Raw genomic sequence first — 23,285 nt, 5'->3', positions numbered from 1 at the left:
CCGCATGTTTTCAGTTCAACGATTTCTTTTTTTCATCCTGCTGGTTTGTCTGGGGGGCGCGGCCCTGGCCCAGGCCACATCGCCCCCACCCCAGCGCCCTTTTGTGTCGCCGGTCAGCCATGGCATGGCCCAGGCATTGGCCGCCATCGCCGTGGGCAGTTACACTGATGCCTTTGCCGCCGCTGACCGCGCCGGACCTGTGGCGCGTGACATTGTCGAATGGCACCGTCTGCGCGCCGGGCAGGGCACGTTTGACGAGGCACTGGCGTTTCTCAACCGCAACGGCGATTGGCCCGGTCTGGCATATCTCAAACGCAAACAAGAAGAAAATCTGCCGTTGGATGCCCGTGCGCCCGATGTAATTGCGTTTTTTGCCGATACACATCCGGTAACGGGGCGCGGTGTGGTTGCCCTGGTCAATGCGTTTCGCGCCATTGGGGCCGATGGCGATGCCCAGGCCCAAGCGGCGATGGCCTGGTTGGATCTGTCGATGACCGCCGAGGCCGAGGCGACGCTGCTTTGGTATTATCCCACATTGCTGGCGCCCCTGCATTTGGCGCGGCTCGACAAGATGTTGTGGGATGATGCCGAATCCGCCGCGGAACGGATGGTCGAACTGTTGGATGATCCGGGCCAGACGGCGCTGGCGAATGCGCGCTTGGCCCTGCGCAACGGGCGGCCCGGGGCGGCGGCGTTGGTGAAAGCGGTGCCAGAGGCGTTGCAGGACGATCCCGGTCTGGCATTTGAACGGTTTCGCGCCGCCCAGATTGATGATCGTGACGCCGAGGCGACCGACATCATCACCCGCCACAGTGTCGATCTGGCGAAATTGGGCCGCCCCGAAGTTTGGTCGCGGCGCCGTCGCGCGTTAACCCGCACCCTGATGCGGGCGGGCGACTTCGAAGACGCCTATGCCGTTGCCTCATCCCACCGGTTGGAGGCCGGGGATGATTACGACTATTCCGATCTGGAATGGTTGTCAGGGTATATATCATTGCGTTTTCTTGAGGATCCGGCCCGCGCCCTGACCCATTTTCAGAAGTTCCGCCAATCGGTGGCCAGCCCGATCAGTCTGGGCCGCGCCGGATACTGGGAGGGGCGCGCCCATGCCGCGCTTGGCGATGGCGAAGCGGCACAGAATGCCTATGCCTTTGGGGCGGAATACCAGACCAGTTTTTATGGCCTGCTGGCCGCCGAACAGGGCAATATCGCGATGCAGCCGGAATTGACCGGCACGCAGATCTATCCCGATCTGGCAACCGCGCCCTTTGCCCGTTCGTCGGTGTTGGAGGCGGCGCTATTGTTACAGGCGGCGGGCGCGCGCGATTTGTCTGAACGGTTTCTGGTGCATCTGGCCGAAACCCTGACCGAGCCGGAGTTGGGCACATTGGCCGATCTGGCCCTGGCTCTGGGAGAGCCGCATATGGCGCTGATGATCGCAAAAGAGGCGGCGACACAGGGCATTACCCTGCCGCGGGCCTATTATCCGGTGGTTGATCTGGGCCTGCCCGATATGCCTGTGCCGCTGGAACTGGCCCTGACCATTGCGCGGCGCGAAAGTGAATTCAACCCCGGCGTGGCCAGTGGTGTGGGCGCGCGCGGCCTGATGCAGCTGATGCCGGGCACCGCCAGCGATATGGCGCGCAAGCTGGGCATCGAATATTCGCGCAGCCGCCTGTTTACCGACCCGACCTATAACGCCCGCCTTGGCACCGCCTATCTGGCGGAATTGATCGGGCGATATGGCGCCAATGTGGTGTTGGTATCGGCGGGGTATAACGCCGGGCCGGGCCGCCCGAACCGGTGGATGCGCGAGCGCGGCGATCCGCGCGATCCGTCCGTTGACGTGATTGACTGGATCGAAATGATTCCGTTTGATGAAACCCGCAACTATGTGATGCGCGTGGCTGAATCCCTGCCGGTGTACCGGGCGCGGATCACCGGCAAAACCGCGCCGATCGAATTGTTGAAAGAGCTGCAGGCGCGTTAATTTCCATCCGTGAGGCGGGCCAGGGCCGCGTCCAACGCTGCCGTATCGCCCAACTGCAACCGCACCGGCAGGGTCAACACCTTGGGGCGAAACGCAGCAGGCAGGCGCGCGGCGTCTTTTTCGGTGGTGACAAGTTGCGCATTCAGCGCCTTGGCGTCGCGCTCCAGCCGGGTCAGAAGTGCGGTCGTGAGCGTTTGGTGATCGTCCAACGCCTGTTGGCCCACCACATCGGCCCCCTGTTGGGCCAGCGTCTGGAAGAACTTTTCAGGCCGCCCGATCCCGGCAAAGGCAAAGGCGCGCAGCCCGGCCCAATCCATCCCCATTTGTAGCGGTGCCAGATGCCCGCGCAGATGCGGCACCCGGATCGCCGCGCCCCAGTCCTGGTCAAAGCGGGCCTGTGCGGTGTCATCGCCAATGCTCAGCACCATATCAGCCCGCGCCAGCCCCACGGCGACCGGTTCGCGTAGCGGCCCCGCCGGTATCACGCGCCCGTTGCCAAACCCGACGGCGGCATCGACCACGACAATCGACAGATCCTTGGCCACGCCGGGGTTTTGAAACCCGTCGTCCAGCAGAATCAATTCGGCCCCCGCGCCCTGTGCCGCGCGCACGCCCTGGGCGCGATCTTTTGCAACCCAGGTGGGTGCAAAGGCCGACAGCAAAAGCGGCTCATCCCCGACCTGATCGGCGGTGTGCACGCGGTCTTGCACCTGCACCGGGCCGGTCAATGTTCCGCCATATCCGCGGGACACAACATGGGCGCGCAGGCGCAGGTGTTGCAGCAGGGCAATCACTGTGGGGGTCTTACCCACACCGCCGGCATTCAGGTTGCCGATGCAGATCACCGGTCCATCGGCCTTGAACCCCGGGCCTTTCGCCACCCGCCGGGCGGTGCCGGCCGCATACAGCGCGGCAAGCGGAGCGAGAACCGCCGCCTGCCATCCCGGCGGTTGGTGCCAGAATGCCGGGGGGCGCATCAGGCGTGCCCCTGATTGAGCAAATCATGCAGCAGCGACAGCGCCCTGTCGGTGGCTTCGGCTCCGGTGGTCATCACCTCCCATCCGGCATTGGCCAAAGCGGCGGCTTTGTCGGCGGCCTGCAGGTGTTCGATCATCCGCCCCAGGGTGGCGCCCGAGTCAACAGAGCTTAGCGCACCGGCGCGGCGCAGGCGGGAATAGGCATCGTCGTGACCATGGGTATGGGGCCCATGCACCACCACCGAACCCAGCGCGGTCGGCTCCATCGGTGAACGCCCGGGCCCGGTACCCGACAGGGTTTGCCCCATATACGTCACCGGGGCGAGGCGATACCAAAGGCCCAGTTCACCATGGGTATCGGCCAGATATATCTGTGTGTTTTCCACCGGCGTTTCCTCGGCCGAGCGCAGGGCGGTTTGCCAGCCGTCGGATTCTAGCTTGTCACGCCACACCGGCCCCAGTGCGGGATCATGGGGCGCAAGGATCAGGATCAAACGATGTGACAGGCGGCTGGCCAATCGGTGCGCTTCGATTACGGCGGCGCATTCTTCCTGGGGAATATCGGCGGCCAACCAGATCGGGCGCGCATCGAATGCCTGGCGCATATCGCCCCATTCGGCATCATTGGCCGGCAGCGCGCCGGATGACGCCTCTAACCAGCCGCAGGTTTCCACCTGACCGGGGGCGGCCCCCGCGGTAATCAGGCGTTGCGCATCGCGCGCGGATCCGGTCAGGATATGCGCAAAGGCGGCAAACGGGCCATGCGCCAGTGCCTTTGGCGTCATTCGTTGTTTGGTCGGTTCCAACTGCATGTCAACGCACAGGGCCGGGATCGACCGCCGCGCCGTTTCAGCCAATAAAACCGGGGCCCAATGCGCCCCGATCCACAGGCAGATATCAGGGTGCCAGTGGTCAAGAAAGCCGCGCGCGGTATCGTCGGAATCGATTGGCGGCAATTGCACGATTGCACCGGGGATTGCACCGGGTGCGACGGGCTGTTCCGAGGTCAGCAAGATCGCAAGCGGGCCATGATCGTCGCGCAGCCGGGCAACCAACAGGGCAACCGCCGCCATGGTGCAGATGCCGCCAATGTGGACCCATGCCAAATCCCCCTTGGGGCGGATGTGAGTGGGGCGGCCAAGGCGCTGTTGCAGGCGTTCACGTTCGGCCGGGTCTTCGGATTTTCCCATCTGGCGCAACAGGGTTGCCGCATCGCCGCGGGTCTTGAACCGATGGTGCCAGAGGGAAAACATTTAGCCCCGTCCCCTTGTCGCGATGCCTGTCCTGCATTCGCCATCAAAAACGGGCTGTAAACGCTGGGCCATCTGAAGATTCCTCATGCACGCAACCTAGCGTTGGTGTTGGGTGGCCACAACACCCCAGCATCGCGGCCCGGCTCAGGCCAATCGCGACAGCAGGGGGGTGTGAAGCGCCGGCGCCGTGGCCAGGCATCCATCGGTCTGTGCCGTTGCGGTGTTGAACAACAAAGGCATGCCGGTGCGGGTTGTCGTGCATCCGCCCGCCTCGGTCACGATCAGGGTGGCGGCGGCGATGTCCCATTCCCATGTGGGGTGCAGGGTGATCATGGCGTCAAACCGGCCCTGGGCCACAAGGCAGGCACGATAGGCCAGCGAGGGGCGATAATGCCGGTCGCTCGGGGGTGTCGCGGCCCAGTTGGTTTGGTGCATCACGGGTTTTGCCGCCAGGATCGTGGCTGTGTCCGGGTTGGCGGCGATTGACGCGTGGATCGGCGTATCGTTCAACGTCGCCCCCTGGCCCAATGCGGCGGCAAACAGTTTTCTCTGGGCGGGCAAGAACACCGCACCGGCAGTGATTTTTCCGTGGTGCGCCACCGCGATTGAAATCGCCCATGCAGATTGGCCCGAAATAAAGGCGCGGGTGCCATCAATCGGATCGATGATGAAACAGTGATCCGATGTCAGGCGGGCCGGGTCGTGATCGGATTCTTCGGACAGCCATCCATAGTCGGGGCGCGCCGTGCGCAAAATGTCATGCAGATGGTCATTTGACGCCAGATCCGCCTCGGTCACTGGCCCTGCCGCCCCTTTCGACCAGGTTTTCGGATCGCCCTTCCAATACTTCAGGGCGATGGCACCGGCACTTTGGGCGGCATCGGTCAGTAACGCCAGATCGCTTTGCACCGGGGTCATGACCCGGCGAGGGTCAGCCCCTCAACCCGCAGCGATGGCACCTGGCGTGACAGATGGGCGCGGGCATCATTGGCGGCAGTCAGGGTGCGCAGCATATCGCGCAGATTGCCCGCGATGGTGCATTCGTTCACCGGATAGGCCGGCACACCGTTTTCGATCCACATGCCGCTGGCGCCGCGCGAATAATCGCCCGTGGTGGGGTTGATCGTGCTGCCGATCATTGATGTCACCCACAGGCCCGTGCCCATTTCTGCCATCAGATCGGCGGGCGATTTGCTGCCTTGGGTCAGGGTCAGGTTGCTGACGCCCGGCGATGGCGGGGCCGATGGGCCACGCTGGGCATTGGCGGTGCTGGCCAGACCCAGCTTGCGCGCCGTGGCCAGATCAAGCGTCCAGCCGGTCAGCTCTCCGGCGCGGATGATGGCGCGCTTTTGGGTGGGCAGACCTTCGGCGTCGAACGGGCGCGATCCGGGCGTGCGCGGGCGCAACGGGTTTTCAATCAGCGACATGCCCGCGGGCAACACCTGTGCCCCCATCGCATCGCGCAACCACGACGCACCCCGCGCAATCGCGGTGCCGTTGATCGCAGCCACCAGATGCCCGATCAGCGAACTGGCGACCCGTTCATCAAACAAAACCGGATAGGCGCCGGTTTTGGGTTGGCGCGGATTGGCCCGGGCGACGGTGCGTTCCCCGGCCAGTTGGCCGATGGTTTCGGGGCTGTCCATATCGGCGCGGAAAATGCGGTAATCGCCGTAATAATCCCGCTCCATCCCCGCGCCGGTGCCGGTAATCGCCACACAGGACACCGCGTTGTCGGTGCGGGCATAGCCGCCGGAAAACCCGTTTGATGTGGCCAGATGAATGGCGCGCCGGCCATATCCCGCACTGGCCGATTGCACCTGTGCCACACCATCAACGGCCAGCGCGGCCGCCTCGGCGCGGCGCGCGGCGTCCTCTAACAGGGCGGGGGCGGGTTCATCGGCGGGATCGGCCAGTTCAAGTGCTGCGATATCCCAATCGCGGGCGAATTGTTCGGGGTCGGCCAACCCGATGGTGGGGTCAACCGGGGCCTCGTGGGCCATGGCCACGGCGCGCTGGGCCATCTGGGTGATTGTATCGGGGTTGATATCGCTGGCCGATACACAGGCCTGACGTTGGCCAATCATCACCCGCAACCCGATATCAATGCCTTCCGAACGTTCGGCATGTTCCAACGCCCCGGCGCGCACGTCGATGGAAACGGATGTGCCATCCACCGCCATGGCATCGGCGCTGTCGGCCCCGGCTTTGCGGGCGGCAGTCAGCAGGGCATCGGTGAGTTTTTCAAGGCGATCAGACATGGGAATTCCTTTGGCGCGGTCTGATCTGACCTAGTTCGCCAAAGAGGGGCATGCAAGGGTGGCAAGCCCAGGAAAGCGTGCCACCCCCATGCCGTTTACTGCAAACGCTGACCGTTTGCCGAAATTGCCCCATCCGGCGTGACCTGAATTTTCGAGGTCAGCGTATCATCGCCCGATGGCACGGCAAACAGACCCATCATCATTCGCGCGCCCATCGCCTGATCCTGGGGCAGCAGGCCCATTTGCACCAGTTTATCCAACAGGGTGTTGCCACCAACCAGTTTCAGATTGATTTCGCCATCCGGCGCGGGAAAGCCATCGAACGTGACCAGATCAGAGTTGTCAAAGGTAAAGCCACCCTCGCCAGTCAGTTCGGCCCCGGCAATCGACAACCGCAGCGCATCAAGTTTCAGCGCGTGCAATTCGCCGGGCGCGGCATCCGTATCAAGCGCGGCAGGGTCGGTCGGATCAACCAGCATTGTCGCCTGTCCACCCAGATCAACCAACAGCGTGGCCGGGTCGCGCGGCAAGGCGCCGGACGGGTCAATCATGCTCCACAATACATCGCTGACACTCAGCCCGTCGAGGATCAGGGTGAGGCCGAAATCGGCCGGCGCGTCGGTTTTCACGACGGGCATTTCCAGTGCAAAGCCGAACTCATCCAGTGTGGCGCTGAGTTCGGGAAACGGAATTGCCGCGCCCGATACTGTCAGATCCAGGGATTGGGATTCCCCGGCATACATCATCGTGCCATCCACGATAACGGCATCCAGACTGCCCGCAGCAGTGGTGGAGGCAAAGGTGAAACTCCCTTCCTCGGGGTCGCTTACATCCAGGGTGAAGCTTCCGCCGTTATGGGTGTAACCACTTTCCAATACGGTGTCGGGTGCAAACAGGGCGGCGGGATCGGCCATATTGCTCAGCCCCGCGCCCTGGCCGCTGTTTTCGGCGCGAATATCCTGATACGCGGCCTTCAGCGAAACACCGGAACCGGGCGTTTCAAGATCGCGCCCTTCCATATCGACAATCAGCGTGGCGATATCCACCACACTTTCAAAACCGAACCCTTCGCTGCTGTCGATCAGATAATGGCCCGCCAGACCGTTCACCGCGACATCGAGATCCATATCGACAGGTTTGCCATCAACCATCATTTCAACAATCGACATGGCAATCTCGGGCGCGGTGAAATCATATCTGATATTCTCAAGACTGCCCGATGCGGTGGTCTGCAGGCCCGGCGTGACCAGTTGCAGGGTCATATCCACCGCTTCATCGTCTTCCGGGTCAAGCTTTACGCGCATGTCATATTGCGGCGACATGGTGATCAGCACCGTGCCATCCTGCGGTGCCAAGGTGATATTGGACAGGGTGCTGGTAAACTGACCATCGGGCACATCCATCGCAATGGCCACATCGTTCAGGGACAAGATGCCATTGGTCATGGTTTCGGTGCCCACGGTGATGGATTGCCCCATATTCGCGCCGAGGTTTTTCCAACTGTCCCACACCTGTTGCGCGGTCAGATCGGCGGCGGCGGGGCTGGCAAGCGTAAGCGCCAAGGCAGATGCGGTGTAAGCGGGGGCAAAACGGATCATCATATAGTACTTTCCAAGACAGGTTTGATATCAGAGTGTGCCGCCGTCACCGTGGCGTCAAGGGCGGAAGCCCTGATATGGCAAGGCGTTGCCAAGTGTCGTTTGGCAAGCCGGCCGCACCGGGTTAGGATGATACGGACACTGAAAAGGGGACAACCAAGTGGATATGACAGGCAAAACCGTTCTGATCACCGGCGCAAGTCGTGGCATCGGCGCCGAGGCCGCGCGCGTCTTTGCGGCGGCGGGGGCGAATGTGGCTTTGCTGGCGCGCAGCGGCGATTCGCTGGCGGAACTGGCCACGGAAATTGGCGACCGGGCGGTGGCGCTGCCTTGCGATGTGTCGTCGTGGGGCGAAATGTCGGGCGCGGTTTCGGCCTGTGTCGACCGGTTTGGCGGGTTGGATGTGTTGATCAATAATGCCGGCGTGATCGACCCGATTTCGCATCTGGCCAGTGCAGACCCCGAGCAATGGGCCAAAGCCATCGATATCAATCTCAAAGGCGTGTTTTACGGAATGCGCGCGGCGGTTCCGGTGATGGCGGCGGCGGGGGGCGGCAGCATCCTGACCATTTCATCGGGGGCGGCACACAAACCTACCGAAGGCTGGTCGGCCTATAACGCATCAAAGGCCGGTGTGGCGATGCTGACCCGGTGCATTGATGGCGAAAACCGCGCCGACGGCATTCGCGCGATTGGCCTGTCGCCCGGCACCGTGGCCACCCAGATGCAGCGCGAAATCAAGGATAGTGGCGTGAACCCGGTCAGCCAACTGGATTGGTCAGTGCATATCCCCCCCGAATGGCCCGCCCGCTGTTTGCTGTGGATGTGCGGCCCCGAAGCCGATGAATATCTGGGCGATGAGATTTCGCTGCGCGATGAGGGTATTCGCCGCAAGGTGGGGTTGATTACGTGATCCTGTGCGCCCGGGATGGTGCCGTTGTCACCCTGACTTTGAATCGCCCCGACAAGGCAAACGCCGTGACGCCCGACATGTTGGCCGATCTGGTGGACCATGTTGAACGGTTGGGCGATGCCAAGGTTTTGATCCTGACCGGGGCGGGCCGGGTGTTCAGCGCCGGCGCCGATCTGGACGCGGTGCGCGCCGGGCTGGCGACATCGGAACTGTGGGAAACCCTTTCCGGCGCGATTGCGCGGTTTGACGGGCTTTCGATCTGTGCGCTGAACGGATCACTGGCGGGAGGCGCGTTTGGCATGGCTTTAGCCTGTGATATCCGCGTGGCGGTGCCGGGGGCAAAATTTTTCTATCCGGTGATGAAGCTGGGGTTTTTGCCTCAGCCGTCTGATCCGGGCCGCCTGACCGCGCTGATCGGTCCGGCGCGGGCCAAGATGGTGCTGATGGGCGGGGCCAGGTTGGACGCGGCTCAGGCGCTGCAGTTCGGGTTGGTTGATGCGCTGGACGACGATGTCATTGGTGCCGCCCACAGGTTGGCGGGCGATGTTTTGTTGGCGGATCGGGCGCATGTGGCCGCTATCAAGCAGATGATTTGACGGGTGTCGCGCGCTGTTGGGGCAGGATGCCTCCGGCGGGGATATTTCAGGCAAGAAAAAGCCGGGCGCGGCGTTAGCGTGGCATCGGATTGGTGGCCTTGGAATAGGGCTGCCAGTTGGTGATTTCGGGGTAATGTCGTTTGCGCCAGGCCCGCACCATCGGGTTCATCTTGCGCCGCCATAAAGGCGGGATCATCGCGAAAAATGTCATCAATGGATAGCCATGGGGCAGTTGTGGCGCCTGATCCGTGTCATAGGTCTGTAACAGTGGGAAACGCCGGTTGGGTTTGTAATGATGGTCAGAATGGCGCTGAAGGTTGATCAGCAACCAATTGGTGGCCTTATGCGCGGCATTCCAGGAGTGGCGCGGCATGACGTGTTCGTATTTGCCATCGCCCAGATATTTGCGGGTCAGGCCGTAATGTTCGACATAGTTGGCCAGCTCAAGCTGCCAGATTGCGATGCCGGCCGAAAATAGCAGGAGGGCGAGGCCAGCCAGCCCGCCCAGTGCCAGGGCGAGAGCGGCGAATATGGCCTGCAACGCCCAATAGCGCCAGAACGGATTCGAGCGGTGCCATTTCGACAGCCCCTTGCGCGCCAGCATCGCCGCCTCGGCGCGCCAGGAAGATTGGTAACATTCGCGCAGAACCCGGGGGTAAAACCGGTGAAACCCCTCGTTATAGCGGGCGCTGACCGGATCACGGGGGGTGGCGACGTAACGGTGATGGACCAGCAAATGTTCACTGCGGAAGTGGGAATAGAACGCCATGGCGAGCAAAGCATCGGCCATCCAGCGTTCAACCCTGGATTTCTGGTGCATCAATTCATGGGCATAGTTGATGCCGATCGTGCCATTCATCACCCCGACCCCAAAGAACAGCGCGATCTTTTCCCAGGTTGCCAGATGGGGGGCGTGGGCGGTGTACCAGATCAGGCCAAAGGTGGTAACGCATTGCAACGGAAACCAGATCAGCGTGATCAGGCGATACCAGACCAGTTGATCGTCGGGCGTGTCGGGGTCGGCGTTTTCGGTTTCGAGCCCGGCGAAGGCATCGACGATGGAAAACATGTACCAGGTGCAAATCGGCACCAACGCCAGGGTCCAGCCGCCATAAACCGCGCCCAGAACAACCAGGGGAATCAGCGATAGCGACAGCCAAAAGGGCAGGGCGCGGGCGAGGCTGGCAATGGGTCTGCGGGTCATGATCGGGCCTTTTTGCCGAATGTACGGGGGATATGTGGCCGATTAAAGGGTACTGAATGTCGCGCGGGTGGCATCCCACACTTTGCGCATCACGGTCGGCAGATCGGTGGGGCGGAATGCGTGTTTGTCGATGAAATGGCCGGTTGTTGGAGTCGCATCCTGTGGCACGTTCGCGGTGCGAATCGCCAGGATCAGATGGAAATGGGTGAAGGTGTGGCGCACATGCAGCCCCGGATCGTGCCAATCGGCGGCAAGGGGGGGATGTTCCTGTGCCGTGTCACCCCATGGCGCGCCGGGCCAGCCCAACATCCCGCCCAGCAGACCGGTATCGGGCCGGCGTTCCAGCAGCAGTGCGCCGTCGGTCCGCCGGGCCACATAGGCAATGCCATGGCGCGTTGGCTTGGCCTGTTTTGGCAGCTTGCGCGGCAGATCGGCGGCGATGCCGGCATGGCGCGCAGCACAAGGGGCCATCCACGGGCAGATGCCGCAGGCCGGGGATTTCGGGGTGCAGATGGTGGCGCCCAGATCCATTACCGCCTGGGCGTAATCTCCGGCGCGGGTTTGCGGCGTCAGGCGGCTGGCATGGGCGGTCAGCTCACGCTTGGCCGGGGGCAGGGGTGTTTGAACCGCGAACAGGCGGGCCATCACCCGTTCGACATTGCCATCGACCACGGTTTCAGGCCGATCAAACGCGATTGCGGCAATGGCGGCGGCAGTATAGGGGCCGATGCCCGGCAGTTTGATCAGATCGGCGTGGGTGTCGGGAAAGTCACCGCCATGATCGGCCACCACAGCGCGGGCGCATTTCAACAGATTGCGGGCGCGGGCGTAATAGCCAAGGCCGGCCCACTCTGCCATTACATCGCCGTCATCTGCCGCCGCCAGATCCGCGACTGTGGGCCAGCGGGCGGTGAAGCGCGTGAAATAATCGCGCACTGCGGCGACGGTGGTTTGTTGCAACATGACTTCGGATAGCCAGATGCGATAGGGGTCGGGGCGCAGACCGGCGGCGCGATCCTGGGGCGGCACCCGCCAAGGCATGGTGCGGGCGTTTGCATCGTACCAGTCCAACAAAATTTCGCTGAGTTCACTTTCACGCAATGTTTATGGTCCCTTTTCCGGCTTGGGCTTGGTATGCACCGCGACAACGCCTAGAACTAGCGCAACCTGAACGATGGAACAGAGATGAGCCAGCCCCGCCGCCCCGCGACCCGCAGTTTCAGCCGGGGATTCAAGATGACCTCGGCGTTGCTGGGCCCGCAGATTCGCGCGGCGGGGGAAAAGCGCGGATTTGCCGTGACCCGTCTTTTGACCCATTGGCCCGAAATCGTGGGCGAAGACGTGGCCGGGATGTGCCGACCCGTGAATGTGTCATACGGGCGCGGAAATTTCGGCGCGACGCTGATTTTGCTGACCACCGGGGCGCGGGCGCCGATGCTGGAGATGCAAAAGGAAAAGATTCGCGAAAAGGTGAATGCCTGTTACGGATATGCGGCGATAAAACGGGTAAAGATTACCCAGACCGCGCCGACCGGATTTGCCGAAGGACAGGTGAGTTTCGATCACCGTCCACGCGCCAAAACGACCCCGCCCGACCCCGCAATCGATGCCCATGCCGAGGCGGCCGTGGCCCCGATCACCGACCAGACATTGCGCAGCGCCCTGGAATCCCTTGGGCGGAATGTGTTAAGAAAATCCTCTGAAAAGAAAGGCCTGAAATGAAACGTTTCATCCCTGCTATAATCGCCATCGCATTGGGTTTGGGGGGCGCTGTATATTACCTGAACCAACCCACCGACACCACAGCCGCCACATCATTCGCGCTGGATGCGCAAGAAGCGGGTGACGTGGATCTGTCGTTGGTGAATGAAATGACCATGGGCGATGCGGACGCGCCAGTGACCATGGTGGAATATTCGTCCTTCACCTGCCCCCATTGCAAACGTTACCACGAAGGGCCGATGAAGGAGATCAAGAAGAACTATATCGACACCGGCAAGGTGCATTATATCGCCCGCGAAGTGTATTTTGACCGCTATGGCCTGTGGGCCGGGATGGTGGCGCGCTGTGGCGGGCCGGTTCGCTATTTTGGTGTGACCGATCTGATTTACGCCCAGCAGGCAGAATGGACGCGCGGCGAGCCCGCCGAGATTGTGGCGAACCTGCGCCGGATCGGCAAAACCGCCGGTTTGAGCGATACGCAGTTGGATGCCTGCCTGGCGGATGCCGACAAGGCACAGGCGATGGTCGCGACCTGGGAAAAATTTCAGGCTGAGGATCAGATTCAATCGACCCCCACATTCATGGTGAATGGCACGCAGTATTCGAACATGAGCTATGACGAGTTTGCCACGTTGCTGGATGAAAAACTGGGCGAATAGGCCAGGTTTGATCAAATGGGGCGCGCTGGCGCGCGCGCTTCATTTTTTGTTTTGGCGTATATGGCGGCGGTTGTGATTTGATTTTGGGCGATGCGCCCGCGTTCACCTGCGGTTTTTTGGATATTTAGAGCAAGAAAAAGCCAGAGTTTCCGATTGGCGCAGATGATGTGCGATTCGTCGAAAATGCAGCGGGAATGGCGCATTTTCCGGGTTGTGGCAACACAGGTAAGCGCGTAAAGCGGCGGTGGGACACGCCGCCCCAACGCGGCGCATTTATCTGTGAGGATACTATCAATGGCTATTGATGCTCCGGCTGCGCGGCCGGTCAATCCGCGTTTTTCTTCTGGCCCCTGTGCCAAGCCCCCCGTATTTTCGTTGGATCGTTTGCGTGACGCGCCCTTGGGCCGGTCGCACCGTGCCGCTGTCGGCAAGGCCAAGCTGGCCGCCGCGATTGATGAGACGCGCGCGATTTTGGGCGTGCCTGACGATTATCGGATTGGCATTGTCCCCGCGTCAGATACCGGCGCGTTTGAGATGGCCATGTGGAACCTGTTGGGCGAGCGCCCGGCAGAGATGGTTGCCTGGGAAAGTTTTGGTGCCGGTTGGGTGACCGATGCCGTGAAACAGCTGAAGATTGAAGCGACAGTTCACGAGGCACCGTATGGTCAGATCGTGGATATGGCGGCGCTGAATTATGACCATGACGTGTGTTTTACCTGGAATGGCACGACATCGGGGGTGCGGATGCCCAATGGTGATGCAATTCCGGCAGATCGTGCGGGGCTGACATTATGTGATGCCACCTCTGCGGCCTTTGCGATGGAATTGCCGTGGGACAAATTGGATGTGACCACGTTTTCCTGGCAGAAGGTTCTGGGCGGAGAAGCGGCCCATGGGATGCTGATTCTGTCGCCCCGCGCCGTTGCGCGGTTGGAAAGTTATGCCCCCGCTTGGCCGTTGCCCAAGATTTTCCGCCTGACCAAGGGTGGCAAGCTGATTGAGGGGATTTTCAAGGGCGAAACCATTAACACACCCTCAATGCTGTGTGTTGAGGATTATTTGCAGGCGTTGGATTGGGCGCGATCCGTTGGCGGATTGGCCGGGCTGATCGACCGGGCCGATGCCAACGCCGCCACCGTGGCCGATTTTGTGACCGCGCGCGATTGGATTGATTTTTTGGCCGAAAATCCGGCGACACGGTCTAACACATCGGTTTGCCTGAAATTTACCAATCCGGCGATTGCCGATGGGGCCGCCTTTGCCAAGGCGGTGGCGAAACGGTTAGAGGCAGAAGGTGTGGCGTTTGACATTGGCGGATACCGTGATGCGCCCCCCGGATTGCGTATCTGGTGTGGTGGCACGGTGGAAACATCGGATGTGGCCGCCCTGATGCCCTGGATCGAATGGGCCTATCTGAGTGAGCTTGCGGCGGCGGGATAACCCCCGCGCCACCCCCCACGAAATATAGTCAAAGGAGCGCCCTGAGATGGCCCCCAAAGTTCTTGTATCTGACAAGTTGTCGGAAACCGCTGTGCAAATTTTTCGCGATCGTGGAATCGATGTGACCTTCGATCCGTCGATCGGGAAGGATAAGGAAAAGCTGCTGAGTGTGATTGGTGAATACGATGGATTGGCGATTCGCAGCGCCACCAAAGTGACCGCCAAAGTGTTAGAGGCCGCCACCAACCTGAAGGTGATCGGCCGCGCCGGGATTGGTGTGGATAACGTTGAAATCCCCGCCGCCAGCAAAAAGGGCGTGATCGTGATGAACACGCCCTTCGGCAATTCGATCACCACCGCCGAACATGCGATTTCGCTGATGATGGCTGTGGCGCGCCAGATCCCCGAGGCAAACGCCAGCACCCATGCCGGAAAGTGGGAAAAATCGCGCTTTATGGGGGTTGAGCTGACCGCGAAAACCTTGGGCGTGATCGGCGCCGGCAATATCGGCAGCATCGTGATTGACCGCGCGCTGGGCCTGAAAATGAAGGTGATCGCCTATGATCCGTTCCTGAGCGAAGAGCGGGCGGTGGAACTGGGCGTGCGCAAGGTTGAGTTGGATGAGCTGTTGGCCAAATCCGATTTCATCACCTTCCATGTGCCTCTGACCGACAAGACCCGCAATATCCTGAGCGCGGAAAACATCGCCAAGCTGAAACCGGGGGTGCGGATCATCAACTGCGCGCGCGGCGGTTTGGTGGACGAGGCAGCCCTGGCCGACGCGTTGAAAGAGGGCCGCGTGGCCGGTGCGGCATTCGATGTGTTTGCCGAAGAACCCGCCACCAACAGCCCGCTGTTCAACCTGCCCAATGTGGTGGTGACCCCGCATCTGGGCGCGGCCACGACCGAGGCACAGGAAAACGTGGCCCTTCAGGTGGCGGAGCAGATGTCGGATTACCTGTTGTCGGGTGCGGTGACCAACGCGTTGAACATGCCATCTGTCACGGCGGAAGAAGCATTGGTGATGGGCCCTTGGGTTAAATTGGCCGGACATCTGGGCACGTTCGTGGGCCAGATGACCGATGATCCGATCCTCGCGGTGAACGTGTTGTATAACGGCAAAGCGGCCGAAATGAACACCGCCGCCCTGAATGCCGCCGTGATGGCGGGTATCATGCAGGCGACGAACCCGGATGTGAACATGGTGTCGGCCCCGGTGATCGCGAAAGAGCGCGGTGTCGATATGACCACCACAACCCAGGCCAAGACCGGCACGTTCGATGGTTATATCAAATTGACCGTGGTGACCGAAAAGCAAGAGCGCAGCATCGCCGGCACGGTATTTTCCGACGGCAAGCCCCGGTTCATTCAGATCAAAGGCATCACCATAGACGCCGAGATTGGTGAACATATGCTGTATACCACCAACGAAGACGTGCCGGGAATCATCGGCGCATTGGGCCAGACCATGGGTGACAACGGCGTAAACATCGCCAACTTTACCCTGGGCCGGTCCGACAAGGGCACCGACGCCATCGCATTGCTGTATCTTGACGATCAGCCCCCCGCGCCGGTGCTGGACAAACTGCACGCCACCGGCATGTTCCGCGCGATCCGGCCTTTGCGGTTCAATATGTAAAAACGAACGCCGCACCGCGTTTTGTGGTGCGGCGTTGCCGGATGATGGTGGCAAGGCGTTTTCTTTTCGGAACGCTGCCAACACACAAACCGACCGGTGGGTTGATGAGCCTTGCAAAAATCCTGGGGCGCATCAGCGACTAACCAGTTGAATTAAAAATCTGATATGGCTAGCTGTCGCCAAACGGTCATATTGTGAGTCAGCCCCATGTTTTCCAGCCTGAAATCGCTATTTATAAGCTTGGAACGGGCTGTCTCATTCACAGCGTCGATCGCTGCAACCGGTGGGCTTGTCCTTGCCCTATATGCGTTTGTTTATCCTGCCGAAGTGGCAGAGAACTTTGCCAATTTTCAGGATCTCGTTGAAGACGCACGAGGGGATGTGGCACGCATTGCCACCGCTTCGGAAGGAATTCTCGAAAATACTGAGGGTACGGAAACCAATACGCGAAAGCTGGCGGACGCGATTCCATACTGGGTCGTATTTGACGGGCAGCCATATGCCGACGCCAGCATGTCTCACGCTGTAGGATTGCGGCTTAAAATGGACCTGAAAAACCCTTCACCCTATCCGATTACCCTGCGGGTTGAGGCGTCGGCGGACAACAAAAACGTAATTGAAGCGTCAGAAATAATAATGCCCTACGAATTTACAGTGATCACTGGCAAACTCGAAAAGCGGCCCGAAACATTTACAATCTGTCTTTTTGGCGAATCTCCCGCATTTGAGGGGCAAACCTTGCGCGAGCGTCGTACATATGACGGTGGTAACCTTGTTGTCGCATCGCAATCATTTGATCCGATTGAGGGGTGCGAATAAATCGGATCGGACAGATCTTGGCTGTATCTGTCGAACTTGTTTCAATTAAACTTAAAACGTAACGGCTTTCTTTCTCATTGTCTCTCGAGCGGCCAATCCCCCCTCACCGCTTTCCCATCATCGCCAGCCGGATCAGCGCGCGTTCCATTACCGCCATTTGCGGGGCTCTTGTGGCCGAGCGGAGGGATAAATCTGTGTCGGTCAGCAGTTTCAGCGCCTGTTCCAGCCGGTTAATGCCCCACCCCCGCGCCTGGCTCTCTAACTGTCGGGCGCGGGGGTGGAAGACGCGGGCCCCCACGGCCAGCCCGTGCAGGGTGCGGAAATGGCGCAGGGTGCCGATGCACAAAGTGACGGCGTTCACGCCCTGGCTTTGCAGGCGGGTCATCACCGGGCCGATTTTATCGGATTGGCCCGTGGCGACAATATCGAGCATATCGTCCAAATCCGCCTCGGTTGAGGCGGGGGCGCAATTTTTCACATCCGTTGTGGACACCGGCGTGGTATCGCCCAACATATACAGCGCCAGCTTTTCCAGGGTTTGGCGAAAATCGCCTGGGTCCAATTGCTGTGCCAGAGTCACCAGCATTTGCCGCGCGTCTGGGTCGATCTGGGTCAGGTTGGCGCGGGCGAGTTCGGCGTCGATCTCTTGCGCCGTTGGCGGATTGTCGTAGATCGCGATGCACACGGCACTGGGATGTTTTTCAAACAGTTTGCGCACCGGGCTGGTTTTTTTCAAATCCCCCGCCGTCACGATCAGCGTGGCATCGCCCGGCTGCCAATCTTTCAGAGCTTTGGTCAGGGTGTCACCGCTGTAATGATTGGCCTCTTCCACCAAGGTCACCCGATGGCCGGGAAAGAACCCTTGGGATTTTAGCGCATCAATGACCAGCGCGGCGTTTTTGTTGATATCGGACGCGGGCAGGCGGGTCAGGCGCATTTCTTCATCGCCCTTTGGCCCGATCAGCGCCTTGACCGCTTCTTGCCGTTTCAGGGCGACGCGCATCGGATCGGCCCCGTAAATCAGCACGGCGGGAAGTTTCGGGTCGGGTTTGGCCAGAAACGCCTGTGCCTTTGGCCCGGTCAGAATCATCGTTGCCAATCCGGGGCGGTGGCAATCAGGCGCGCAACCAGTTGATCGGCCAGGATGATCATCAGCCGTTCGCGCGCGTCCCGCTCGGCCGTTAAAACCGAAACGGTATTGCCGGCGATTGATCCGCGCGTGTCGTCAAACACCGGCGCGGAATAGGCGGTGAAATTGCGCACCCGACCATCGGCAACGATTTCATCACTGGCCAGATGGCGCAACGCCCAGGTCAGTTCGCCGCGAATGCGGTAGCGGGTGATATCCTGATCCGGGGTAATGCCCAGCCCGTCTTGGCCAATGGCGATGCTGGCTGACAAACGGTACGCGCCAGTGGTGGGCGCGCCCAATCGTTCCTCAAGGCGGCGCACCAGATGATAACCTTCTTCATCATTGGGCGCATCAACGGTGATCGCGCCGCGCAGGCCATGGGCCGCGCCCCCCGGCCCATAAGCGGGGGTAAACCCGCAGGCCGGAACGGCGGCAAGCGCCAGAAGAAGGAATCGCCTAGAGTACAACATTCACAATTCGCCCCGGCACCACGATCAGTTTCTTGGGCGTCGCCCCATCGGCCATCGCCCGTTTCACAGCATCGCTTGCCAGAACCAGTTTTTCAATCTCATCCTTGGGCATATCGCGCGGCACGGTAATTTCGGCGCGGCGTTTGCCGTTGATTTGGATGGGCAACGTCACTTCGTCATCCACCAACATCGCCGCATCGGCCATGGGCCAAGGCGCGTTGGCGATCAGGCCGGTTCCCCCCAGGGTGGCCCATAATTCCTCGGCCAAGTGTGGTGTCATCGGGGCCATCAGTTGCGCCAGTGTTTTCGCGGCTTCGGTTTTTGCGCCGCGCCCGGCCTTGGATTTGTGCAGGGCGTTGGTAAAGGCATAAAGCCGCGCAACGGCGGTGTTAAACCCGAACGACTCAACCGCCATGGTCACATCATGCACGGCCTTGTGCATTTCGCGCAGCAGGTCTTTGTCGCCCTCGCCGGTTTCCGGCGCCTGCATGGCATCGGTGGCAATGCGCCAGACGCGGTTGAGGTGTTTGCTGGAGGCTTCGGCGCCGCTGGCTGTCCATTCCACATCCCGTTCGGGGGGCGAATCGGACAACACAAACCAACGCGCGGTATCGGCGCCGTATTGCGCGATGATCGCTTCGGGATCGACGACGTTTTTCTTGGATTTCGACATTTTCGCGGAGGGGATGATTTCAACCGCTGTGCCGTCGGCCAGTTTGCCATCATGCACATCGCCGGGCAGGTGATAAATCGCGCGCCCGGTATCATCGCGGGTCAGATAAATCTCGTGCGTTACCATGCCTTGGGTGAACAGGGCATCGAACGGCTCAATCGCGCTGGCGGGCAGGTGGCCGCAGGCGTGCATGGCGCGGGCGAAAAACCGGGAATACAGCAGGTGAAGAATCGCATGTTCTACCCCGCCGATATATTGATCGACATTCATCCAATAGGCGGCATCGGCGGCGTTGGTCGGGCGATCGGCACCGGGCGAGGTGAAGCGCGCATAATACCACGACGAATCGACAAACGTATCCATCGTATCGGTTTCCCGCTGGGCCGCGGCACCGCATTTGGGGCAGGGCACATCGCGCCAGGTCGGATGCCAGTTCAGCGGATTGCCTGGTTTGTCGAATGTCACATCTTCGGGCAGGCGCACGGGCAGGTTTTCTTTCGCCTCGGGCACCACGCCGCAGGTTTCACAGTGGATAACCGGAATCGGGCAGCCCCAATAGCGTTGCCGCGACAGGCCCCAATCGCGCAGGCGGAAATTGGTCACCCCCCGGCCCACACCGTTTTCTTCGCAAAATGCGATGGCCGCGTCGATAGCCTCAATCCCGGTTTGTTCGGTATCCCCGGCAAAGCCGCGCAGGTAAATCACCGGGTCGGTTTTGGGCGGCACAAAGGCATCGCCGCCATCTTCGGGCAGGGCGGTGCCTTCGTCAGTCACGGGGGCAAAGGTAGAGATCACCGGCAAATCGTATTTGCGGGCAAATTCCAGATCGCGCTGATCATGGGCGGGGCAGCCGAAAATCGCGCCGGTGCCGTAATCCATCAGGATGAAATTGGCCACGTACACCGGCAATTCCCACGCCGTATCAAACGGATGGCGTACGCGCAGCCCGGTATCAAACCCCTTTTTCTCAGCCTTTTCCATGTCTTCTTCGGCGGTGCCCATCTTGCGGCATTCGGCGTTGAAGGCGGCCAGTTCGGGATTGTCCTGTTCCAATGACTTGGCCAGCGGGTGATCGGGCGAGATACCCACAAAGGACGCGCCCAACAACGTATCGGGGCGGGTTGTGTAGACTTCGACCCGGTCATGGGACGCGGGGCCATCAATCAGGGAAAACGCAAATTGCAGACCGCGCGATTTGCCGATCCAGTTGCGCTGCATCAATTTTACCTTGTCGGGCCAGTTGTCCAGCCCGTCGAGCGCATTCAGCAATTCTTCGGAATAATCAGAGATTTTGAAAAACCACTGGGTCAGCTCGCGCCGCTCGATCACCGCGCCAGATCGCCAGCCTTTGCCATCTTCCACCTGTTCATTGGCCAGAACGGTCAAATCCACCGGATCCCAGTTGACGGTCGCGTTTTTGCGATAAACCAACCCTTTTTCCAGAAAATCAATGAACATCGCCTGTTGCTGGCCGTAATATTCGGGATCGCAGGTGGCAAATTCGCGCGACCAATCCAACGACAGGCCCAGCTTGGCGAACTGTGATTTCATGTTGGCGATGTTTTGATAGGTCCATTCACCGGGGTGAATTTTTTTCTCCATCGCGGCGTTTTCGGCGGGCAGGCCAAAGGCATCCCACCCCATCGGGTGCAACACGGCGTGCCCGGTTGACAGTTTGTACCGCGCCACCACATCGCCCATGGTATAGTTGCGCACATGGCCGATATGCAGGTTGCCCGACGGATAGGGAAACATCTCAAGCACATAATATTTCGGCTTGGCGTCATCACGCACGGCGGTAAACGTGCCGGCGGTTTCCCAGGCCTGTTGCCATTTCGGTTCAATTTCTGCGGCAGAATAAGAGGACATCGAGAAACCTTTGGTTCAAGCGTTCATGTACGATTTATTTCTGCGCTTGATATGTTGCAGATCGCGATTGGTCCAGTGCACGATTTTCGGCGATGGCCCATGGTGATTTTGCGGTATAGCGTGGCGTGATACGAAAAGATGAGGCACGTTCATGAAAATCCTGTTTCTGCACCAGAACTTTCCCGGTCAGTTCAAACACCTCGCTCCGGCTCTGGCGGCCCAGGGGCACCGGGTTGTCGCCCTGACCAGCCGGGTGGACAAACAGCAGAAATGGCAGGGCGTGAATCTGGTGCCCTATAAATGGAGCGAACCCGAAGGGCAGAAACATCATCCATGGCTGACCAATCTGAACGGTGCTGTGCACCGGGGCGCGACAGTTTACAAAGTGGCGCATCAGCTGAATGAAAAAGGTTATGCGCCCGATATCATCATCGCCCATAGCGGTTGGGGCGAAGCGTTGTTCCTGCAAGAGGTGTGGCCCGATGCCCGGCTCGGGGTGTTCAGCGAATTTCATTACATGGCCGAAGGGGCCGATATCGGGTTTGACCCTGAATTTCTGTTGAAGGGCGCGTTTGGCGAAGGGGCGCGAATCAAGATGCGCAATCTGTCGATGCGGCTGCAGCTTGAAAATGCCGATGCCGCCCTGTGCCCGACCAATTGGCAGGCAAGCACCCATCCCGCCGATCTGCGCCAAAAGATCACTGTCGTACATGACGGAATCGATACCGATCACGTAAAACCCAACCCCGATGCACAGGTCACCCTGAACGGTACCACCTTCAGCCGCAAGGATGAGGTGATTACCTTTGTGAACCGTAATCTCGAACCCTACCGCGGCTTTCACATCTTCATGCGGGGCCTTGGCGATTTGCTGCGCCGCCGCCCGAATGCACAGGTGATTGTGGTGGGGGGGGATGGCGTCAGTTATGGATCGGCGCCAAGGCAGGGCGGCACCTGGAAGGACAAGATGATTGCCGAAGTGCGCGGCGATATCCCCGATGCCGATTGGGCGCGGGTGCATTTCGTGGGCAAGGTGCCCTATGGGGATTTCCTGTCGCTGTTACAGGTATCGACGGTACATTTATACCTGACCTATCCATTTGTTCTGAGCTGGAGCTTGATGGAGGCGATGGCCTGTGAAGCGGCCATTGTCGGCAGCGCGACGAGCCCAGTAGAAGAAGTGATCACCGACAACGAAACCGGTGTGTTGTTCGATTTTTTCGATGCCAAAGCGATGGTCGATCAGGTTGAGCGGTTGTGCAACGACGCGCCGCTGCGCGCACGGCTGGGGGAACAGGCCCGGGCGCGGGTGATCGAACGCTATGATTTGAAAACGGTGTGCCTGCCAAGGCAGTTCGCGTGGGTGGCGGATTTGGCAAGGGGCGCGGCGGGCTGACCCCGCCTTGCCCTAATTCGTCAGCTTTGGGGGCTGTGAATCACAGCTTGCCATCGCGAATGCGCAACTGCCGCGCGCGGGTCAGAATCGCATCTTCGATGGCGCGCACCGTATCAACGCTGGCCGGTCCGCCCTGGGTTTGCAGGGCAACATTCAGCGACCGTGCATCCAATGCCGGGTCTTGCACATATACGGTGGCCCGATAGGCGCGGCCACCGCCGGGGGGGCGACCATAGCCATACACCAAGACGCCCGAAAATGGATCGGCCGATTCGATGGGCATGAAATTCAGCACCTCTTGCGCTGCGTTCCAGATATATTTGTTCACTTCGATGGTTACATTCGGATCATCGGCATTGGTGAACAGATCAAACAGGGTCGATTGTTCCGGGCGCTGCTGCAGCTCGCGCTCGCGGTATTCGCGAATCTCACGGTCGGCGGCGCTTTCCACGCTTGGGTCTTGTTGGCCAAAGTTAAAACCACCACAGGCAGACAGGGCTATTCCCATCACTGCCATCAGGCCAGATTTCATGATCCCGCGCGTGCCCATATTGTGCCCTCACCCCTTGTTTTTCTCGTATGTATCCGACCGACTCTTGCGTCACAAGGATTTTTGACCATTTCCTGCGCCCTTGCCGCACTGGCCCCGGGTTTGCCCGCCTGAAAATGACTGT

20 protein-coding genes are annotated in these 23,285 nt (G+C 60.4%); 9 read left to right on the top strand and 11 right to left on the bottom strand.

Going from position 1 to position 23,285, the window contains the following annotated elements; all coding sequences use genetic code 11:
- Positions 1 to 4 precede the first annotated feature (4 nt).
- A complete protein-coding gene (locus C8265_RS17230; protein WP_108485278.1) occupies positions 5 to 1,990 on the top strand; it encodes a lytic transglycosylase domain-containing protein in 1,986 nt (661 codons plus the stop codon).
- Here C8265_RS17230 and lpxK read toward each other — a convergent pair.
- From lpxK to C8265_RS17205, 5 genes are all read right to left on the bottom strand, one after another.
- The gene (gene lpxK, locus C8265_RS17225) at positions 1,987 to 2,967 is read right to left on the bottom strand and encodes a tetraacyldisaccharide 4'-kinase (RefSeq protein WP_108485277.1); all 981 of its coding nucleotides are present in this window, start codon (positions 2,965 to 2,967) and stop codon (positions 1,987 to 1,989) included. The genes C8265_RS17230 and lpxK overlap by 4 nt on opposite strands.
- Positions 2,967 to 4,220 (bottom strand): 3-deoxy-D-manno-octulosonic acid transferase, encoded by a 1,254-nt coding sequence (locus C8265_RS17220; protein ID WP_108485276.1) that lies wholly within the window; start codon positions 4,218 to 4,220, stop codon positions 2,967 to 2,969. Before C8265_RS17220 ends, lpxK begins: the two co-directional genes overlap by 1 nt.
- A 144-nt stretch (positions 4,221 to 4,364) precedes the next feature.
- Positions 4,365 to 5,138, bottom strand: a complete 774-nt coding sequence (locus tag C8265_RS17215) for a 3'(2'),5'-bisphosphate nucleotidase CysQ (RefSeq protein WP_108485275.1) — start codon at positions 5,136 to 5,138, stop codon at positions 4,365 to 4,367.
- On the bottom strand, positions 5,135 to 6,481 hold the full coding sequence (locus C8265_RS17210) for a TldD/PmbA family protein (RefSeq protein WP_108485274.1): 1,347 nt from the start codon (positions 6,479 to 6,481) through the stop codon (positions 5,135 to 5,137). Before C8265_RS17210 ends, C8265_RS17215 begins: the two co-directional genes overlap by 4 nt.
- Before the next feature lie 95 nt (positions 6,482 to 6,576).
- Positions 6,577 to 8,079 (bottom strand): DUF2125 domain-containing protein, encoded by a 1,503-nt coding sequence (locus C8265_RS17205; protein ID WP_164512369.1) that lies wholly within the window; start codon positions 8,077 to 8,079, stop codon positions 6,577 to 6,579.
- A 160-nt stretch (positions 8,080 to 8,239) separates the two neighbouring features.
- Between C8265_RS17205 and C8265_RS17200 the strand changes: the two genes are divergently transcribed.
- Positions 8,240 to 8,992, top strand: coding sequence for an SDR family oxidoreductase (locus C8265_RS17200; RefSeq protein WP_108485272.1), 753 nt, complete (start codon positions 8,240 to 8,242; stop codon positions 8,990 to 8,992).
- The gene (locus C8265_RS17195) at positions 8,989 to 9,588 is read left to right on the top strand and encodes an enoyl-CoA hydratase/isomerase family protein (protein ID WP_108485271.1); all 600 of its coding nucleotides are present in this window, start codon (positions 8,989 to 8,991) and stop codon (positions 9,586 to 9,588) included. The genes C8265_RS17200 and C8265_RS17195 overlap by 4 nt, the downstream gene beginning before the upstream one ends.
- 73 nt (positions 9,589 to 9,661) lie before the next feature.
- Here the strand turns inward: C8265_RS17195 and C8265_RS17190 are convergent, their stop codons facing one another.
- On the bottom strand, positions 9,662 to 10,792 hold the full coding sequence (locus C8265_RS17190) for an alkane 1-monooxygenase (RefSeq protein ID WP_108485270.1): 1,131 nt from the start codon (positions 10,790 to 10,792) through the stop codon (positions 9,662 to 9,664).
- Between the two features lie 42 nt (positions 10,793 to 10,834).
- A complete protein-coding gene (mutY, locus tag C8265_RS17185; RefSeq protein WP_108485269.1) occupies positions 10,835 to 11,893 on the bottom strand; it encodes an A/G-specific adenine glycosylase in 1,059 nt (352 codons plus the stop codon).
- A gap of 84 nt (positions 11,894 to 11,977) precedes the next feature.
- Between mutY and C8265_RS17180 the strand changes: the two genes are divergently transcribed.
- The 5 genes from C8265_RS17180 to C8265_RS17155 all read left to right on the top strand — a co-directional run bounded on the left by C8265_RS17180 (position 11,978) and on the right by C8265_RS17155 (position 17,071).
- Positions 11,978 to 12,514 carry a DUF721 domain-containing protein gene (locus C8265_RS17180; RefSeq protein ID WP_108485268.1) on the top strand — a complete coding sequence of 179 codons (537 nt, stop codon included), beginning with the start codon at positions 11,978 to 11,980 and terminating at the stop codon, positions 12,512 to 12,514.
- Positions 12,511 to 13,173, top strand: a complete 663-nt coding sequence (locus C8265_RS17175) for a DsbA family protein (RefSeq protein WP_108485267.1) — start codon at positions 12,511 to 12,513, stop codon at positions 13,171 to 13,173. Before C8265_RS17180 ends, C8265_RS17175 begins: the two co-directional genes overlap by 4 nt.
- A 294-nt stretch (positions 13,174 to 13,467) precedes the next feature.
- A complete protein-coding gene (locus tag C8265_RS17165) occupies positions 13,468 to 14,613 on the top strand; it encodes a phosphoserine transaminase (protein WP_108485265.1) in 1,146 nt (381 codons plus the stop codon).
- A gap of 46 nt (positions 14,614 to 14,659) precedes the next feature.
- Entirely contained in the window at positions 14,660 to 16,252 is a 1,593-nt protein-coding gene (gene serA / locus C8265_RS17160) for a phosphoglycerate dehydrogenase (RefSeq protein WP_108485264.1), read from the top strand.
- 207 nt (positions 16,253 to 16,459) lie between these two features.
- Complete coding sequence (locus C8265_RS17155) at positions 16,460 to 17,071, top strand: hypothetical protein (RefSeq protein WP_108485263.1); 612 nt, start codon at positions 16,460 to 16,462, stop codon at positions 17,069 to 17,071.
- 103 nt (positions 17,072 to 17,174) lie between these two features.
- On the opposite strand, the gene holA is transcribed toward C8265_RS17155, so the two are convergent.
- Genes holA through leuS form a run of 3 tightly spaced genes read right to left on the bottom strand, consistent with a single transcriptional unit; the run spans position 17,175 to position 21,215 of the window.
- Positions 17,175 to 18,161, bottom strand: a complete 987-nt coding sequence (holA, locus tag C8265_RS17150; protein ID WP_108485262.1) for a DNA polymerase III subunit delta — start codon at positions 18,159 to 18,161, stop codon at positions 17,175 to 17,177.
- Positions 18,158 to 18,673 carry an LPS assembly lipoprotein LptE gene (lptE, locus tag C8265_RS17145; protein ID WP_108485261.1) on the bottom strand — a complete coding sequence of 172 codons (516 nt, stop codon included), beginning with the start codon at positions 18,671 to 18,673 and terminating at the stop codon, positions 18,158 to 18,160. Before lptE ends, holA begins: the two co-directional genes overlap by 4 nt.
- The gene (gene leuS / locus C8265_RS17140; RefSeq protein ID WP_108485260.1) at positions 18,660 to 21,215 is read right to left on the bottom strand and encodes a leucine--tRNA ligase; all 2,556 of its coding nucleotides are present in this window, start codon (positions 21,213 to 21,215) and stop codon (positions 18,660 to 18,662) included. Before leuS ends, lptE begins: the two co-directional genes overlap by 14 nt.
- A gap of 151 nt (positions 21,216 to 21,366) precedes the next feature.
- Between leuS and C8265_RS17135 the strand changes: the two genes are divergently transcribed.
- Positions 21,367 to 22,611: a glycosyltransferase family 4 protein gene (locus C8265_RS17135; protein WP_108485259.1), complete on the top strand. Its 1,245-nt coding sequence runs from the start codon at positions 21,367 to 21,369 to the stop codon at positions 22,609 to 22,611.
- A gap of 40 nt (positions 22,612 to 22,651) precedes the next feature.
- On the opposite strand, the gene C8265_RS17130 is transcribed toward C8265_RS17135, so the two are convergent.
- Positions 22,652 to 23,161: a DUF3576 domain-containing protein gene (locus C8265_RS17130; RefSeq protein ID WP_108485258.1), complete on the bottom strand. Its 510-nt coding sequence runs from the start codon at positions 23,159 to 23,161 to the stop codon at positions 22,652 to 22,654.
- Between the last annotated feature and the right edge of the window lie 124 nt (positions 23,162 to 23,285).

The sequence above is a fragment of the Oceaniglobus ichthyenteri genome (assembly GCF_003057885.1).
Taxonomy (GTDB): Bacteria; Pseudomonadota; Alphaproteobacteria; order Rhodobacterales; family Rhodobacteraceae; genus Oceaniglobus; species Oceaniglobus ichthyenteri.
Note: the sequence above shows the minus strand (reverse complement) of the source record. Positions and strands in the feature narration are given on the sequence as shown.